Source organism: Prochlorococcus sp. MIT 0916, assembly GCF_047305155.1.
In the GTDB taxonomy this organism is placed as follows: Bacteria; Cyanobacteriota; Cyanobacteriia; order PCC-6307; family Cyanobiaceae; genus Prochlorococcus_B.
This window is the reverse complement of sequence record NZ_CP138980.1, coordinates 591,100-608,060: the sequence shown is the minus strand read 5'-3', so window position 1 is coordinate 608,060 and position 16,961 is coordinate 591,100. Positions and strand designations below refer to the sequence as shown.

Below are 16,961 nucleotides of genomic sequence, written 5' to 3'. Positions count from 1 at the left end.
TATTTGCAGCTTTAGATTATTTAATTAACTTCAATAGTGTTGGAGTTATTTTGTTCAAGGTTATTTAATATTACCTTTGCATTGTTGACTACTTCCTTGGGAATTCCCGCAAGTCGTGCAGCTTCAATTCCATAACTTTTATTTGCCCCTCCTTTTTCAACTTTGTGAAGAAATGAAAGTGAATTATTTTTATATTGAACAAGAACTTGGTAATTTTCTACATTCTCTATATATTCAGAAATTTGGTTCAATTCATGATAATGAGTTGCAAAGATTGAACGACTTTTTATTTTGTTTGCCAAAAATTCGCTAACTGACCAGGCAATAGATAAACCATCAAAAGTTGAAGTTCCTCGACCAATTTCATCTAATAAAACTAATGATTTTTCAGTAGCTTTATTTAAAATGAATGCTGTTTCTATCATTTCAACCATGAAAGTTGATTGACCTGCAGCTAAATCATCTACTGCTCCAACGCGTGTGAAAAGTTGATCAGCAATTCCTAAAGTGCAAGATTTAGCTGGAATCCAACTACCAATTTGAGCCATGATTTGCAAAAGACCTACTTGTCTTAAGTAACAACTTTTTCCGCTTGCATTTGGCCCTGAAAGAATGATTAGATCAGTCTTAGAACCGAGATCGATATCATTAGGTACGAAAACTTTATCAACTAGAATTTGTTCAACTACAGGATGACGACCATCTTTAATACTTAATGTTCTTGATTTATTTTGATCATCAATTATTTTAGGCTGAATATAGTCATTTGTAGCTGCTAATTCGGCTAGTCCAGATAAAACATCTAAGCACGAAATTGCTTTTGCAGCTTTTCTAATAATATTTGATTTATTTCCTACAAGAATTCGCAGCTTACAAAAAAGTTCATATTCAAGTTGTGATATTTGTGCTCTAACCTGGAAGATTTTTCCTTCTCGTTCTTTTAGGCCTGGCGTCACAAAACGTTCCTCATTAGTTAAGGTTTGCCTTCTAATCCAGTGATCTGGAACATTGATAGCTTTTGCTTTACTGACCGCTAAAAAATATCCAAATGATCTATGATATTGAAGCTTTAAATTACTGATATTGCTGTTCTTTCGCTCTTGTAATTCTTGTGATTTAAGCCATAAATTATGATCATCAAGGTGATTTCTTAGTCCATCAAGTATAGGATTTATACCATCATAAAATAGATCACCCTCTGTAAGGCTAAGTGGAGGATTGTCTATGATTTCATTATTGATTTTTGAGGCAATCTCTATTAAATCTTTATCTAAATTTATAATGCAGTCGAAATACTTAGTCTTTTCAAATATTGGTTCATTAAGATACTTTTTAAGTAGAGGTATTCGTGTAATACCTTCTGCGATAGCAACTAAATCTCTTGCTCCTGCTTGTTGTGCTGCTGCCCTGCCTGATAGACGTTCTAAATCACCCATAGCTTTCAATATTTTCCGGATACTTCTTCTTAAATTTGATGATTTGACTAGCAATCCAATTATTTTCTGTCTATTTTGAATTTCAGAAATATCTGTTAGAGGCTCTTCTAACCATCTCCTAATACTCCTTCCACCCATTGCAGTTAATGTTTTATCAATTGCCCACAGTAATGAACCTTGAAATTGTCCATTTTTTTGGGTTGAGGTAATTTCTAAATTTCTTCTTGTTTGATTATCTATTATTAGTCCAGATTGATTATTTTTTATACTAGGGAAATCAATGGATATACTTGTCTTTTTTACATTTGAAAAGCTATCATTACAATCTGGATGAGTTTTATTTAAATATGCGATTAGTCCTCCTATAGTTCTTATTGATAGAGAATCAAATGGAATACCTAATCCATCAATATTATTTAAAGAATAATGATTTTTAATAGTTGTTTTTGCTTCTAATTTAGAAAATGATGTTTGGTTGAATTCTGTTATTTCTATTAGACCCTCATGCCAACTTTTATTTGATATCGAATTTTTTTCTGATATAACTTCAGCAGCTTGAAGTTTAATTAATTCTTGACGTAAATTATCAGTATCTTTACCTTCTTGAACAATAAATTCACCGGTGCTGACATCTATCTTTGCTAAAGACCAGTTAATGAAATCTGTCTTAGAGGTGGATTCTAGTAGAACAGAAGCCAGCCAATTATTGTGTTTGGCTCTTAGCATTCCTTCTTCAAGGATTGTTCCAGGGGTGATTAATCTAGTTATGCCTCTTTTAATTAATTTATTACCTTTCGCTGGAGCAGATTCCAGTTGATCACAAATAGCGATAGATAAACCTTTTTTAATGAGTTCTGTGCAATAACGATCAGCTGCATGGTGAGGTATTCCAGCCATAGGGACTTTGCCAATTTTTTTACCACCCTCTTTACTTGTGAGTGTGATTTCGAGAAGTTGAGAAAGTGTTATTGCATCTTCAAAAAAACATTCAAAAAAGTCTCCAAGCCTATAAAGCAAAACCCGGTCAGGATTCTCTATCTTTAATTCGACATAATGTTTTAAGGCAGGAGTTAGATCATCAATTTTAGGTAAATTGTGATGTGACCATTTAGGTTCTTCAATTTCTGCATCAGAAAACTCATCTAGCTTAATTATTTTATTTGGATCTTTAGAGGTCTTTTTTATGCGAGGTCTTAGTGATGCGTCATCTTTCAGTTGTTGATGTGAAAGATTTTCGTTAGATGTTTTCGAACTATTCAGTTGTTCAGTGTCATTAGTATCTTGATGCTCATTTCCCGCAAATAGACTGCCTTGTATGGGATTTTGGCTGGCAGCCATTGAATTGCTCATTGTTCAATCAATGCATATTAGAAGAATTAATTTTTTTTGCATGTGAAGCCTCGCTACAAATATGAAGACGAATAAGTCAAAAAAACACTTACATGGGAGAATTATTGAATATTGAGAAATTTTCCTCAGCTTCAACTATGCTGGCTATTAATTCAATCGTTGCGAACGCACTTTTATTCTCTTCTTTACTTTTGGTAATTGGTGTTCCTGTGTTTTACATGACCCAAACCAACCCTGAGGATAATAGAAATCCCAACATTAAAAAGATCGAGATTTTGGCAGGAGTATGGTTCCATTTGGTACTGCTTCAAGCTTTAGTTGGCGAATACATCACCCATCAAATGAGTGTGTAAGAAACTTCGTTAAATAGAATTGTCATATAGACCAAATTTGAAATTTGTTGTTTTAAATTTACTCGAAAGACGTTAGTGTTAGTAGGTATTAACAGCCTTTAAGAAATGGCTATCATCGAGGGTACCTTTGAGAACTCCTCATCATTAAAAGTTGCTATTGTAATAGCTAGGTTTAATGATCTGATTACTACCAAGTTATTAAGTGGTTGTTTAGATTGTCTTTCAAGGCATGGAATTAATGTTTCAGAATCAAGCAATCAGTTGGACATAGCTTGGGTTCCTGGTGCATTTGAGTTGCCAATTGTTTCACAAGAACTAGCTAAAAAAGGTAAGCATGATGTTGTAATTACTTTGGGAGCAGTTATCCGCGGTGATACTCCTCATTTTGATGTTGTGGTAGCTGAGGCAAGTAAAGGAATCGCTACTGTCTCTAGGGAAACAGGTTTGCCCATAATCTTTGGTGTTTTAACCACAGACACAATGCAGCAGGCACTTGAGAGAGCAGGAATTAAAAATAATCTTGGTTGGAGTTATGCCTTACAAGCCTTGGAGATGGGTTCATTGATGAAGGCATTGAGTTAAATAATCTTTTTAATTAGGAAAAATAATTGACCAGCGGAACCCTAGTGAGGCATGCTAATAATTGATTAATTACTCTTAATGCGGATGTAGCTCAGTGGTAGAGCATCTCCTTGCCAAGGAGAATGTCGAGAGTTCGAATCTCTTCATCCGCTTGAATTTCAAATCAATGTAAATTTTTTACACGAATAGACAATTATTTATTAATAATTTGATTTCTAATTTTCTCTGAGTAGTTAATCTTATTTTCTAATTACTTTCATTAATGTTTGCTTTTCTTCTTTTTTAAATCCAATTTTTGAGTAGAATATCTCTCCAAAAGTTGTCATTAAATAAACCCTTTCAACATTTGCAATAAAGGAATTCTCTAAAATAGATTGAATGATTTTTTCCCCGATTCCTAAACTTTGATAGCACTCATCAACCACTATATCCCATAAGGTGGCTCTATATATTTGATCAGTTGTTGCTCTTCCAAATCCAATTAATTTTTGATATTCCCAGACACTAACTATTATTGAGCTTTTTGAAAGCATTTTTTTGATGTCTTTTTGACTTCTGCCCTTTGCCCATAAAGTATTCTGATTAAAGAGACGTTGAAGTTTTTTGATACCTTTTTGTGGTACAAATGAAGGTCCAAGTCCAAATAATCGTAGTCCAGGCGCACCTGGGGCATGATTAACAAATATATGTTTTCCCATAAAGTACAATTCTTGATAGTGTAATAGGAGAATTAAGTCTTGACTTTATTCTATCTTTTAATTTTGAAGTTAAATGCGTTCTATTAGTAAATTGCAAATTTTGATTTTGTATCAGTTAGGTATATCCTTTTATAAAGTCAATATTTTCTTGTTTACTATTTAAAAAATTGTTATGGATTCAGATTACTATTTAGAATTTGAAAATAAGTTTCGAGGAGATCGTAAAGTTATACTTGAAGGTTTAACCAAATATGACCCACTAATTGACATTATAATTGAAAAAATAGACCATCCTAGATTTTTAGATATTGGTTGTGGTAGAGGAGAGTGGCTAGAAAAATGGGATAAAAATAAAATTGAGTCTGTAGGAATAGAAGAAGATTTGCGTATGGTTGAATTATGTAGAGACATCAATCTAAATGTATTACATGGCGATGCATTAGAAATTTTAGATAACTTGCCAAAGGAGTCTTTTACTCTTATTACTATCTTTCATATGATTGAGCATATTGAAAATGAGAAAATTATGACTTTATTATCTAAATGCAAAGAACTATTAAATGAAGATGGTGTATTACTTATTGAAACTCCAAGTATAGATAGCTTATTAGTGTCTACTAAAACTTTTTATATTGATCCAACTCATATTAATCATATCAACCCAGATTCATTGATATTTAATCTTGATAAAATTGGCTTTAAATCTTCAAAAAATTTTTATATTAATGGAGGACCTTTACAGAATGCTAGCTCATTTAAAATCACAAGAGTTTTAAATGGAGTAGCACAAGATCTATTAACTATTGCAGCTAAAACAGATCATAGTGCTAATAGACTTTTTAGTGAAGAAAATAATTACTGGAAGGCTAATTTAAATTTAGCTCCTACCACATTAGAAGCTGCTATTGAATTTGACTTAGATAATATAAGATTTAGACAAGAAATAAAAAAAATAGAAGATCAAATATCCAAAGATAACAAAAGAGAGATTCAATTATTGAAAGAAGAAATTTTATATTTAAAGTCAGATCTTAAATACGTATTAATTTTCATAAGAAATCTGAAATTACTTTTAAAGCCTTTTGTTAAATTCATTAGATATATAAAACAAAAGATTCTTAATTTATTTAAACTTCTCCTTAATAAATTTGCAATGTATATTTCAATAAGGAAAATCATTAATTCCAGAATCTTTTTATATATATTTAAATTTTTAGTTAGATTATTACCTAAATTCATGAAGAATCGAACTCTTTATAAGATTGATAAACTTTATCAATCTAACTTTCTATCTAATAGATTTAATAGTCAATTATTATTGCATTATAGTAATTCGAAGCAATCTAAATATTATTATAAATTGATAAAAAATAGAATGTCTAATAAAGAAACATGAGAATTGTAATTGATCTTCAAGGTATACAAAGTGAAGGGAGTAGAGTGAGGGGTATTGGTAGATATTCATTTGAATTTATTCGTAATTTAATTAAGTTTTTCCCCGATAACGAGTATATTCTTTTTGCAAACTCCTTACTTATAGATTTAAGACTAGAGTTTAAACAAGAACTTAAGATTAAAAATGTTAATTATGTTGAATGGTTCTCGCCAGCTCCTTTTGATTATACCTCAAGTGACTATATTAAATCTGAAATTGCAAAATATTTAAGGACTTATACTCTATCGTGCTTGTATGCGGATGTAATTATTATTACTAGTTTTTTAGAAGGCTTTGCTGATAATTGTTTGACAGATATTCAAGATATCAAAAATACTAAAATTGTTTCCATATTTTATGATTTGATACCTTTTTTGAACCCTGATTTATATTTAAAGAATAATCCAACATTTCATAAATTTTATCTAAAGAAAATTAATGACTTAAAGAGGTTAGATGGATTATTGGCTATTTCTAAATCTTCCGCGTTAGAAGCATCAAAGTTTTTAGGATTTGAAAAAAGTAAAGTATTTAATATTTCTTCAGCTTGTGATCAGTCAATTTTTAATCTAGGAAATAATTTTGATAAATCTATTAAATCTTTAGCTGATCAAATCAGACCATTTTTATTATATACAGGTGCTGGTGATCCAAGAAAAAACTTAAAAGGCTTACTAAAGGCATATAGTATGCTTTCTCAAGAGTTAAGTAACTATAAACTAGTTCTTGTCGGTAAGTTATTAGAATCTGAAGCTATATTAATTGATAAATGGATTGATCTATATGGTATTAATCCTCAGAGAATTATAAAGACTGGATACATATCGGATGAAGATTTAGTTGATTTTTATAGGAAATGTGAACTCTTTATTTTCCCCTCTTTTCATGAAGGTTTTGGTTTACCTGTTTTGGAAGCTATGTGTTGTGGAGCTCCTGTAATTGGATCTAATTTGACTAGTATTTCCGAAGTTATCTCTTTTGATAAGGCAATGTTTGATCCTTATGATGCTAACGAAATGAAAGAGTTAATTGAACATGCAATTTTAGACTTGAACTTTAGGAAGGAATTAGTAATTAATGCAAAAAATCAAAGTGATAAATTTTCTTGGGAAATAACGCTTAAATCTACTATCAGTGCTTTAAATCAAATCACTAATAATAACTTGTTTAGTAGAAAACTTATAGCTTTAGATACTTTAAAAAAAGAAAATATTAAAAATTTTGATATACTTGTAACCAAAATTATAAAATTAACTGATTTTAGATTTCATGTAGGTGACGAATTATTAGTACAACTTTCTTCGAGTATAGATAAGATTAATTCACAGATATTTGATTTTTCACGAATTTACTCTAGCCATGAGGAACCTCATTCTTGGATGATAGAAGGTCCATTTGATTCAAATTATAGCTTAGCTATTCTTAATAAATTTTTCTTCGAGTCTCTTAAAAAAATTATTCCTAACATTTCATTAAAGATTACAGAAGGATTTGGCGATTATCAGCTTGACATCAACTATTTAAAAAGATATCCATTAATTTATCAAGAACATTTACTCTCTGGAGTTAATACATATGAACCTGAAATACGAAGTCGCAATATGTATCCACCACGAGTAAGTGATTTAGATTCAAGAATTAATTTATTACATTTATATGGTTGGGAAGAATCAGAATTTCCATCTAAATGGGTTGATGATTTCAATACTTATTTACAAGGTATTACGGTCATGTCATCACTAGTTAAAAAGATACTTATTAATAATGGCGTACATATCCCAATTGAGGTTATTAACTTGGGTTTAGACCATATTGATAAGATTCAATTTGATCCTAATTTTGATATTCCTGGTAAAAAGTTTAAATTCTTACATATATCATCTGGCTTTCCTAGGAAGGGAATTGATATTTTGTTGAAATCTTTTTTTGACTCTTTTACTGAAGACGATGATGTTAGCTTGATTATAAAAACTTTTGATAATCCACATAATGATATTCAGGAGCAAATACGCGAATTATTACTAATACACTCTTCTCCTCCAGATGTAATTATTATTAAAGAGGACTACAATCAAATTGAAATTAAATCGTTAATATTAAAGTCCAATGTTCTAGTGGCACCAAGTAGAGGAGAAGGCTTTGGTTTGCCAATTGGCGAAGCAATGCGTTTAGGAATACCAGTAATTACTACAGGATGGGGTGGTCAAATAGATTTTTGCAATATTGATAATTGTTGGTTATTAGATTATAAATTTGTTAAATCTGGCTCCCATTTTGATTTAGATTTATCTTATTGGGCTGAACCTTCTTCTAGACATCTTAGTCATCTTATGAGGACATTTTATACTTCAAAAGTACATGATATAAGTAACAGATTATCTACAGCAAAAGAACAAACCGAAAATCTTACATGGGACTTAGCTGCAATTAAAAATACCAATTTTGTTAATCAGAAATTAAATATTTATAGGAATAAATGCATTAAAATTGGCGTTGTTTCAACTTGGTTTTCAAGATGCGGTATTGCCTCCTATACGAAGCATTTAGTTGATAACCTAACAAAAGATATACATATTTTCTCTCCACTGTATGAAGATGAAAAATCTAATAATTATAAACATATAACCCCTTCTTGGAATGCTTCTGATAAGAGCAAGGATCTAAACTTGCTCTATCATCAAATATTATCAAATAATATTTCAACTCTTATAATTCAATTTAATTATGGTTTTTATGATTTTAGTCAACTTTCTGAATTAATAATTAAATTGAAGAGAAATGATATCAATATTATAATTATAATACATTCATGTATTGACCCTAAGACTGATCAAACTAAGAAAATTGAGACTTTATACAATGCATTCAGCTTATGTGATAGATTGATAGTTCATTCAATTGATGATCTTAATCGTCTCAAAAAAATTTCTTTGATAGAAAATGTTTGTTTGATTCCTCATGGGATTTTAGATTTTAAATATAAGAAAAAAAGATATTTATTTGACAATTTATTATGCAATAAAAATAATAATGTTGTTGCAACATATGGTTTTTGCTTACCTAACAAAGGTTATACCGAGTTAATTAAAGCAATATATTTATTAAAAATTAAAAATTTAAATATTCGACTTAATATATTTTCCGCAATTTATAGTCAGGATTATTTTTGGTACTACCAAGAACTAGTCGATTTAATAGAACAATTATCACTTAAAAAACTTGTAACAATCAATACTAAATATATGGAAGACAATGAAACATTTGAGCATCTTTCTAATCATGATTGTTTAATATTTCCATATCAATCCTCGACTGAATCATCAAGTGCATCAGTACGAAATGCTTTGTCTACGCTAAGACCAGTATTAGTTACTCCTTTAGAGATCTTTAACGATGTTTCGGAATTGGTTGAATATTTGCCTGGGTTTTCTCCTGAAGACATTGCAACTAGTTTGATTGATTTCTTTGCTAATAAATCATATATTATAAATTATAAGTCTGAGGAGTTTGCTAGAAAGGAATCCATTATTAAACATCGTTCTTTTGCTAATGTTTCACATAGAATTCTTTCTCTTATTGAGGGTATAGAATATAATTAATTCTCAATATTCTTTGATTTTATGTTCTATTAACTTTTCTATTATTTCTTCAAGATGAATTTTGGCTTCCCAGTCTAAATCATTCTTTAATCTTGTTGGATCACCAAAATTTTGCTTAATATCCGTTTTTCTGTATAGATTTTTGTTTGAATTAATATGGTTTTCCCAATTTAAATCAAGTTTGTTAAATGCTATTTTAATAAAAGTTTTTAACTTATTTAATTTGCCGGTACATATTACGTAATCAGTAGGCTTTTCAGTATTTGCTATTCTTTGCATTGCCTCGACATATTCAGCAGCCCAACCCCAGTCTCTTGCAACATCTATATTGCCTAATTCTAATTTATGTGATTTATTTAATGAACATTTTAATGCTCCAGATATAATTTTCTGAGTTACGAACTCATCGCTTCTTAGCTGTGATTCATGGTTGCATAATACCCCCGTTACACAATTTATGTTATTACTTTCTCTATACATTTTAACTAAATTAAAGCTCGATTGTTTACCTATCGAGTATGGGTTTAGTGGATTTTGTTTATAATTTATGTCTGCGGGTTTCTCAGTATTACCAAAAATTTCACTGCTTCCAGCAAAAAATAAACTTCCATCAAAACTTAATTGTTTGCAAGCCTCTAATATATTAATTGTTCCACTAACTATGGTTTCAATTGTTTCTATTGGTTCGGAAAAAGATTTACCCACTGATGATTGAGCCGCTAAATTATAAATTACATTTGGCCTGTACTTTTCGATTAAATTGAGAATTGTTTTGAAATTATTGATATCACCATGAATAATTTCTACTTCACCTCTAATGCCGATTTTTACATGGTTTGATAAATCTTTTGTGCTCTTTCTAGTGAGACCGATTACTTTCAATTTTTTTTCAAGAAGCGATTTACACATCAATGTTCCATCTTGCCCATTACAGCCAAGAACAAATACTGTTTTCAAAGTCGAAGCATGAACCAATATAAATTACCTTTACATCAAGACGATAGTAAAAATCAATAATCTCTTGTGTTTCTTATCTCTTTAGATATGGATACTATTGATTCGGACTAAATCTTCGGTCATTTATCTTTGCGTTCTTTTTTGGGTCTCTAGTTTAATCGCACAACCTCTTAATATTGATTGGTGTGCACTTTGAAATCTGGTTTATTAGTCCCTGTCGAGCCCGAAATTGTCTCAACTATTATTTTTTTTTTGATTCTCTTCATATCTCCTAATTCTCCACTTCTTATTCGTTGCTAAACCCAGTGTAGGACTATTATTTTTCTTAGCTTAAATAGTATTTATGAACTCAAGCAAGATCCAAAAATCAAATTTTTAATCCTTAAATTTTCATCAATATCCCGAATTTAATGTCCGGAATCCCTTGTTTTTGTTATTTCTAACTCTTGATATACGAAGAGAATAGTTTATAGTTTCGTTGATTCTGTCCTGTTGGGCTTTATATTGCCCCGACCAAAACAGATTGCCGTAGTTTAACTACGGAGATCCTCAACTAATACCGATTTTTCATTCTCCCCCATGGCTAACGCGACTAGCACACAACTTCAAGAGCTCTACGTTGCTTACTTCGGGCGAGCAGCTGATCCCCTCGGCATGATTACTGGGTAGCGAAAGGTACTTCTACTTCAGCCTTTGCTGCCAACATGTATGCCCAACCAGAATTCAAAAGTGCATACGGAACTCTTTCCACAGAATCGCAAGTTAATCAGATTTATAAAAACCTTTTTGATAGAGAAGCTGATGTAACTGGTTTAACCTATTGGACACAACAAATTAAGCTTGGCAATCTTCAGCTTGCTGAAATTGCAGTTCACTTGGTTTGGGCAGCTCAAAATAATTCTGGTAGTGCTGATGATAAGGCAGCTCTTAGTAATAGAACAAATGCAGCTGTTGCTTATACCGCGAAAATAAAGGAGTCAACTTCATCAATTCTGGCTTTTCAGCCTTTGGATGATGGATTGGCTGAAGGTGCGACTTTTTCTGCTGGTTCCAATATCACAGAAGCTAGGAACTATTTAGCTGGTATTGATAAAGATACAGCTCATACAGCTGCTGGTATAGCCGCTAGTGTTGCGACGATTAATACTAACGGTGTTCCATCTGAAGGAGCCGTATCCGTATCTAAGGCTTTCACAAAGAATTTAGATAATTTGGTTGGTACCGACGCCGATGATGCTTTTGATGGTGTTTATTACGCAGATGGTGGTACTGGTACAACTGCGTTCCCAGGAGATATCGTTTCTGGAGGGGCTGGTACTGACACTCTGACAATTTCTGTTGCTGGTACATCAACTGTTGCTCAGCCAATTAATGCGATCACCACAACAGGTGTTGAGAAGTTATACGTCACTAACTATGACGCTAATGCAACGACAACTGAAGATACAACCGTAGATACATCGTTAATGTCAGGTTTGACAACCATTGGCTTGACTGCATCTAATGCTACTGGTGACACAGAATTTTCTGGGGTTGCGGGAATTGTTGCTACAGAAATGCGTAATGGTGCTGGTGATTTAACAATTACTTATTTGGCGGATGCAGTTAAAGGAACAGCTGATTCTGCAACATTAGATGTTTCCAACTTGACTGCTGGTATTTATACAGCCAATGGCCTTGAAACAATAACGATTAATTCATCACTCACGAAGTCAGTGATGGAGCAGGTTGTATCAGATAAACTGACAAAACTTGTTGTTACAGGTGATAAGGATCTAGAAATCAGTACTGCTGTTAATTTTGTTGACGGTACAAATTCAGATACAACCATAGATTCAACCGTAGATGCATCAGCGTTTACTGGTGGATTGACGGTCACCGCTGAGGCAATGGATCAGTCGATTACAACTGGTTCTGGTGCTGACACTATTAACATGGTTGGCACACTGACTAAGTACGACACTGTTAGTGCTGGCACTGGTAGCGATACTCTTTCACTTAACCCCGCAGACTTTGATACTGAATTTACTAATGTTTCTGGTGTAGAGACAGTATCGATTAATGCAACAGCAGATTCAACAGCTATAAGCTTTAAGGCTGATAAATTATCTGCCGGTGTTGAGACGATTGTTCTTGATGCTTATGACCATACCGATGGTTCTAACGAACAAGAACATACAGTTAGCAACCAGACCACAGAAAAAATCATTCTTCGTCATTCCACTGAAGATGCTGCTGATGCTAATGATACTGACGGTAATATCTACATAGTCACACCTAAGACGGATACAGATGCAGACAGCATCACGGTTGAATTCGAAGGTGTTGGTAATGACACTCACACTGCAGATACTAACTACTTCGGTGTCGATGGTTTAACTCTTAGCAACTATGAAACCGTTAACTTGATTTCATCGGTGAACACCACAGTTGCAAACTTAACTGGCGGTGGAACAACTGCTAAAGGCGATGTTAAAGATAACGAATTAGATGCTTTCACTTCAACGACTGCGACTTCAATTGTTATCACAGGTGCTGCTGACCTCACTATTGGATCAAATGGTGGTTTTACGGCTGCAGAAGTCACATCAGTAGATGCTTCTGCCTTAACTGGAAAACTAGCTCTTACAGTTGGTTCTGAGAAAGCTACTTATACCGGTGGATCAAAGGCTGATACATTCACAATGGCTGCTAACTTTAATAATAAAGATACGGTTATTGGTGGAGAAGGCAAAGATACTCTTACAGCAACAATTACCGGTTTAACAGTTGACGACGACGACTTGAAGATTCAAGACGTTGAAACTATCGAGTTGAAGACCACTGGTGCTAACCAGATTGATGCCTCAGGAATTACAGGTGCTTCCTCAGTTCTTGGAGTTACCAACTACAAGCAAACAATCACTAATTATGATCTTGCTCAGACCATAAGTTTGGGTATAGCAGGTGATGCAGCCGATACATCTTCTGAGATTGATGTCACAGCAAAAGATGCAACTGGTACTGCAGACACTTTGAAGGTCAAGGTTGAGAATACGCAAGCGGCAACGAATTCAATTATTGATGCTTCAGCGATTGAGACATTGGATCTTGAAGTGATTCATGCTTCTAATAATGCAACTCTTGATTTGACGACTTTTGAAGGTGACAACATCAAGATTAACGAAAAGAGTGGGGTTACAGGTTCAGGAACTCTTGCGTTAGGCACACTGCATAAGAATACTGAGTCAGTTACTTCAACATATGACGGTGCTGTTACCGTTTCATTCGCGAACTCTTCACTTGCTGCCACCTATGTAGGAGAAGGAACAAATGTTCAGAACGTAACTGGTACAACCAAGGGTGACACAATTACTATTGGCAAAACCCCAGGCAAAATCCACGTTGTCAGTGGTGGTACAGGTACAGATACTGTAAACCTCACTGCTAATACTGGTTTAGTTAACGTTGGATCGATCGATGCTGAGAACATCAATATTGATGTTGTTGCTGGAACATCTCAAGACATCACGACTTCATTCGGTACTGGAGTTGACAATGTTGTCATCACAGGTGGTAACAGCGCATCTGTCTTTACCTCAGGCACTATTGTTGATGAAGTTAAGAAGGTAGATGCTTCCGCTTTCCTTGGACAGGTTGATCTAACTGTTGCTGCTGACAAAGTAGATAGCACAATTACCCTTTCTGCCGGTTCTCATGCAAAGGATAAATTGCAGTACAACATGGTTGGAACTGGTACAGATAATCTAACTTCAACTGGTATTGAGATTCTTGACCTAAACGTTGATCACGCTTCATCAACGTTGAACTTAGCTCTCGCGACAGGCGTAACAACAATTGATATTGACACTGCAAATAGTGCGGTATTCGTTCTGGATAAGTTAACTGGAAGTGAATTAATTCAGGTTACAACCGCGGGTTCAAGCTCTTCTGTAGAAGCCAAGCTATCTAATGATGCTGGTTCAGATGACAGTATTTCTTTCGAATTGAAAGGAGGCACTATCGATGACACTTTCAGTCTGATAACTACCGATATCGAAACAGTCAACATCAAAGTTACAAGTGATGAGAAGGTTACGCTGACTAGTGCAGGCGCCATTACTGAGGCTGATCTTTACTCAACATTGAAACTGACTGGTGATAAGGCTCTGACTGCTAGTGCGACAAACGCAGACATTACAACGATTGATGCCTCTGGCATGGGAGTTGGTGGTTCATTTACTCAGCAAGCTCGTTCTGCGACGACAGCAGTGAATTACACCGGTTCAACAGGAAATGACACCTTCATCATGATGAAGGCAGCTGATGTTATTGACGGTGGGGAGAAAACAGGAGACACCGACTTACTTGACGTCAATTTCACTGGTGTACTTGGAAAAATTTCAGTTGACTTATCTGCATCAGGCGACCAAGTTACAACGTTTAATGGCTTAGCAGATACAACAGTTCAGACAGGTTTTGAAGGAGTTGATCTAAGTGGTTACACCAACTATGGTTCACAGGTTATTGGTTCAGATGATAAAGACGTCATTGATACGGTTACCGGTACTGCATCAGTTGACTCAGTTTCCTTGAAGAAAGGTGCTGACGTGTACACCGTTTCAGCAGGTAAGGACGTAGTTGACATGGGTGCGGGTGATGACTCTGTGAATATTACGGAGGCAAATTTCATTCTCCAAACTGGTACAACAACTGCATCTACGATCGACTTTGGTGCAGGCACTGACACCCTTACCAAAACTAGTGCAGGAACAGGTGTTGATGACAATGACTTCGGGAACATGAGTAATGTTGAGACTCTTACACTTGGTGCCGGCGGTCATACGATGACTCTTGGAGCAAAGGCGAAATCCGCAGGAATTGTCACGATAAATGGTGGAACTGGAGCTGATTTAGTGACTCTTAGTGCAGCAGGAGCAATTACTACACTGGCTCTTGGCACAGGTAATGACAAGATCACTACAACGGCAGCAATTGCTGAAGCGTTTAGTACATCATTTACTGCTGACTTTGGTGGAGGTACAGGAGATGAGCTTATTCTTTCTAATGTGACTACCGGCTTGGCAGATGCTGACTTTGCAAATATCACTAACTTGGAGAAAGTTACGCTTGCTGGAAACACTGTAAATACAGTTACTTTGAGTACCAACGCTAAGGCTGCTGGTGTTGTTTCAATTGTTGCTAGTGGATCTGGGATTGATACGCTCCATCTTCACGATGGAATTACCACTATTGATACCGATGGAGGTAATGATGAGATTAATATTGCTGCGGCAGCCATAGCTGGTGCGAGCACAGCACCTACTTTTGACGGTGGTGCTGGTACAGATACGATAACTCTCACTGATGCGACTACCGCCTTGGTAGATGCTAACTTTGCAAATACTACTGTCGTAGAGAAACTGGTACTTAAGGCAAATACCGCAAATACTGTTGTGCTGGCAGCAAATGCAACTACTGCTGGAATCGTTAACATCCTTGCGGATGGTACTGGAGATGATTTAGTGACTCTTCCAGCTGAAGTTGTGACAGTTGACCTGGACGCAGGTAATGACACGATCACCACTACGGCAGCAGTTGCGGAATCTCTGAACTCTGGAAATCATACTTGGGACTGGGGTGCAGGAACAGATACTCTTGCTCTTTCTGATGTTACGACTGGTTTACAGGATAATGATTTCCATAGCCAACTAACAGGGCTAACAAATCTTGTGCTTGCTGCTAACACTGCAAATACTGTTGTACTAGGAACCGATGCTAAGGCTGCTGGTCTCGTATCAGTTACCGCTTCTGGTACTGGTAATGACGTTTTAACCCTGATCGACACTATTACTACAATGGACCTGGACGCAGGTAATGACTCGGTGTCTGCAACAACAGCAATAGTTGCAGCGTTTAGTACATCTGGTATGTCTATAGATTTTGGTGCCTCAGGAACAGATACGCTTATTGTTAGTGATGCTGGGACAACTATTGCAGATGCTGACTTTGCAAATATAACTTCGTTGGAAGCCGTGACCCTCGCTGATGGTGGTAATACTTTCGTCGCAACAACAAACGCTAACTCTGCTGGATTATTAACAGTAACTGGTGGTACTGGTGCTGATTTAGTTACAATTCCAGCCTCAGTTACTACTTACTTCAACAAAGGTGGCGCTGATGTTCTTACTCTTCCAGCACTTACAATTAATGCATCTTTGACCATCGATACGGAATCTGAAACTACTGACTTCCATGTTGTAATGAGTGCCTTCCAAGATATTGCAGCTGCTTGGACCCTTGTAAATGCATTGTCTGATGTAACCGAAGCCAATGAAATTTTCTACGCTTCTGATGTTATTCATGTATGGAACGAGACCTTGGAGACTGAGGCAGTAACCACTATTGCGACAGCTGGAATTCTTAATATTGCCGCTAGAGGAGGTAATGTTGGTCACATTACACTTGACCTTAATTAACTCTTAAATTCTCTTTAAAACCTATTTAAACCCCCCTTGTGATTCACAGGGGGTTTTTTTTGGCTCCGATTATAAATAAGTAATCATAAATAG

At 34.7% G+C, this 16,961-nt stretch carries 8 protein-coding genes and 1 tRNA gene; 6 read left to right on the top strand and 3 right to left on the bottom strand.

From position 1 onward, the window contains the following. Positions 1-20: 20 nt before the first annotated feature. Positions 21-2,774 (bottom strand): DNA mismatch repair protein MutS, encoded by a 2,754-nt coding sequence (gene mutS / locus SIB53_RS03190; RefSeq protein WP_413678756.1) that lies wholly within the window; start codon positions 2,772-2,774, stop codon positions 21-23. Positions 2,775-2,878: 104 nt separating this feature from the next. On the opposite strand from mutS, the gene psbZ reads away from it, so the two are divergent. The 3 genes from psbZ (at position 2,879) to SIB53_RS03175 (ending at position 3,873) form a co-directional block, all read left to right on the top strand. Next, positions 2,879-3,139 (top strand): photosystem II reaction center protein PsbZ, encoded by a 261-nt coding sequence (gene psbZ, locus SIB53_RS03185; protein ID WP_413678755.1) that lies wholly within the window; start codon positions 2,879-2,881, stop codon positions 3,137-3,139. A gap of 105 nt (positions 3,140-3,244) precedes the next feature. Further along, on the top strand, positions 3,245-3,721 hold the full coding sequence (gene ribH / locus SIB53_RS03180; protein WP_413678754.1) for a 6,7-dimethyl-8-ribityllumazine synthase: 477 nt from the start codon (positions 3,245-3,247) through the stop codon (positions 3,719-3,721). 80 nt (positions 3,722-3,801) lie between these two features. Continuing rightward, a tRNA-Gly gene (locus SIB53_RS03175) sits at positions 3,802-3,873 on the top strand. Positions 3,874-3,960: 87 nt separating this feature from the next. Here SIB53_RS03175 and SIB53_RS03170 read toward each other — a convergent pair. Then, a complete protein-coding gene (locus SIB53_RS03170; protein WP_413678753.1) occupies positions 3,961-4,419 on the bottom strand; it encodes a GNAT family N-acetyltransferase in 459 nt (152 codons plus the stop codon). Positions 4,420-4,591: 172 nt separating this feature from the next. Between SIB53_RS03170 and SIB53_RS03165 the strand changes: the two genes are divergently transcribed. Together SIB53_RS03165 and SIB53_RS03160 are read left to right on the top strand one after the other, a co-directional pair. Next, the gene (locus SIB53_RS03165) at positions 4,592-5,815 is read left to right on the top strand and encodes a class I SAM-dependent methyltransferase (RefSeq protein ID WP_413678752.1); all 1,224 of its coding nucleotides are present in this window, start codon (positions 4,592-4,594) and stop codon (positions 5,813-5,815) included. Beyond that, entirely contained in the window at positions 5,812-9,453 is a 3,642-nt protein-coding gene (locus tag SIB53_RS03160) for a glycosyltransferase (RefSeq protein ID WP_413678751.1), read from the top strand. The genes SIB53_RS03165 and SIB53_RS03160 overlap by 4 nt, the downstream gene beginning before the upstream one ends. A 3-nt stretch (positions 9,454-9,456) precedes the next feature. Here the strand turns inward: SIB53_RS03160 and SIB53_RS03155 are convergent, their stop codons facing one another. Next, complete coding sequence (locus tag SIB53_RS03155; RefSeq protein WP_413678750.1) at positions 9,457-10,410, bottom strand: GDP-mannose 4,6-dehydratase; 954 nt, start codon at positions 10,408-10,410, stop codon at positions 9,457-9,459. A 704-nt stretch (positions 10,411-11,114) separates the two neighbouring features. Between SIB53_RS03155 and SIB53_RS03150 the strand changes: the two genes are divergently transcribed. Continuing rightward, positions 11,115-16,868 carry a DUF4214 domain-containing protein gene (locus SIB53_RS03150; protein ID WP_413678749.1) on the top strand — a complete coding sequence of 1,918 codons (5,754 nt, stop codon included), beginning with the start codon at positions 11,115-11,117 and terminating at the stop codon, positions 16,866-16,868. The last annotated feature ends 93 nt before the right edge of the window (positions 16,869-16,961 follow it).

Coding starts and splice junctions, on each gene's coding strand:
- mutS (WP_413678756.1), bottom strand. CDS start 2,774: ATGGCTGCCAGCCAAAATCCCATACAAGGCAGTCTATTTGCGGGAAAT.
- SIB53_RS03160 (WP_413678751.1), top strand. CDS start 5,812: ATGAGAATTGTAATTGATCTTCAAGGTATACAAAGTGAAGGGAGTAGA.
- ribH (WP_413678754.1), top strand. CDS start 3,245: ATGGCTATCATCGAGGGTACCTTTGAGAACTCCTCATCATTAAAAGTT.
- SIB53_RS03165 (WP_413678752.1), top strand. CDS start 4,592: ATGGATTCAGATTACTATTTAGAATTTGAAAATAAGTTTCGAGGAGAT.
- SIB53_RS03170 (WP_413678753.1), bottom strand. CDS start 4,419: ATGGGAAAACATATATTTGTTAATCATGCCCCAGGTGCGCCTGGACTA.
- SIB53_RS03150 (WP_413678749.1), top strand. CDS start 11,115: ATGTATGCCCAACCAGAATTCAAAAGTGCATACGGAACTCTTTCCACA.
- psbZ (WP_413678755.1), top strand. CDS start 2,879: ATGGGAGAATTATTGAATATTGAGAAATTTTCCTCAGCTTCAACTATG.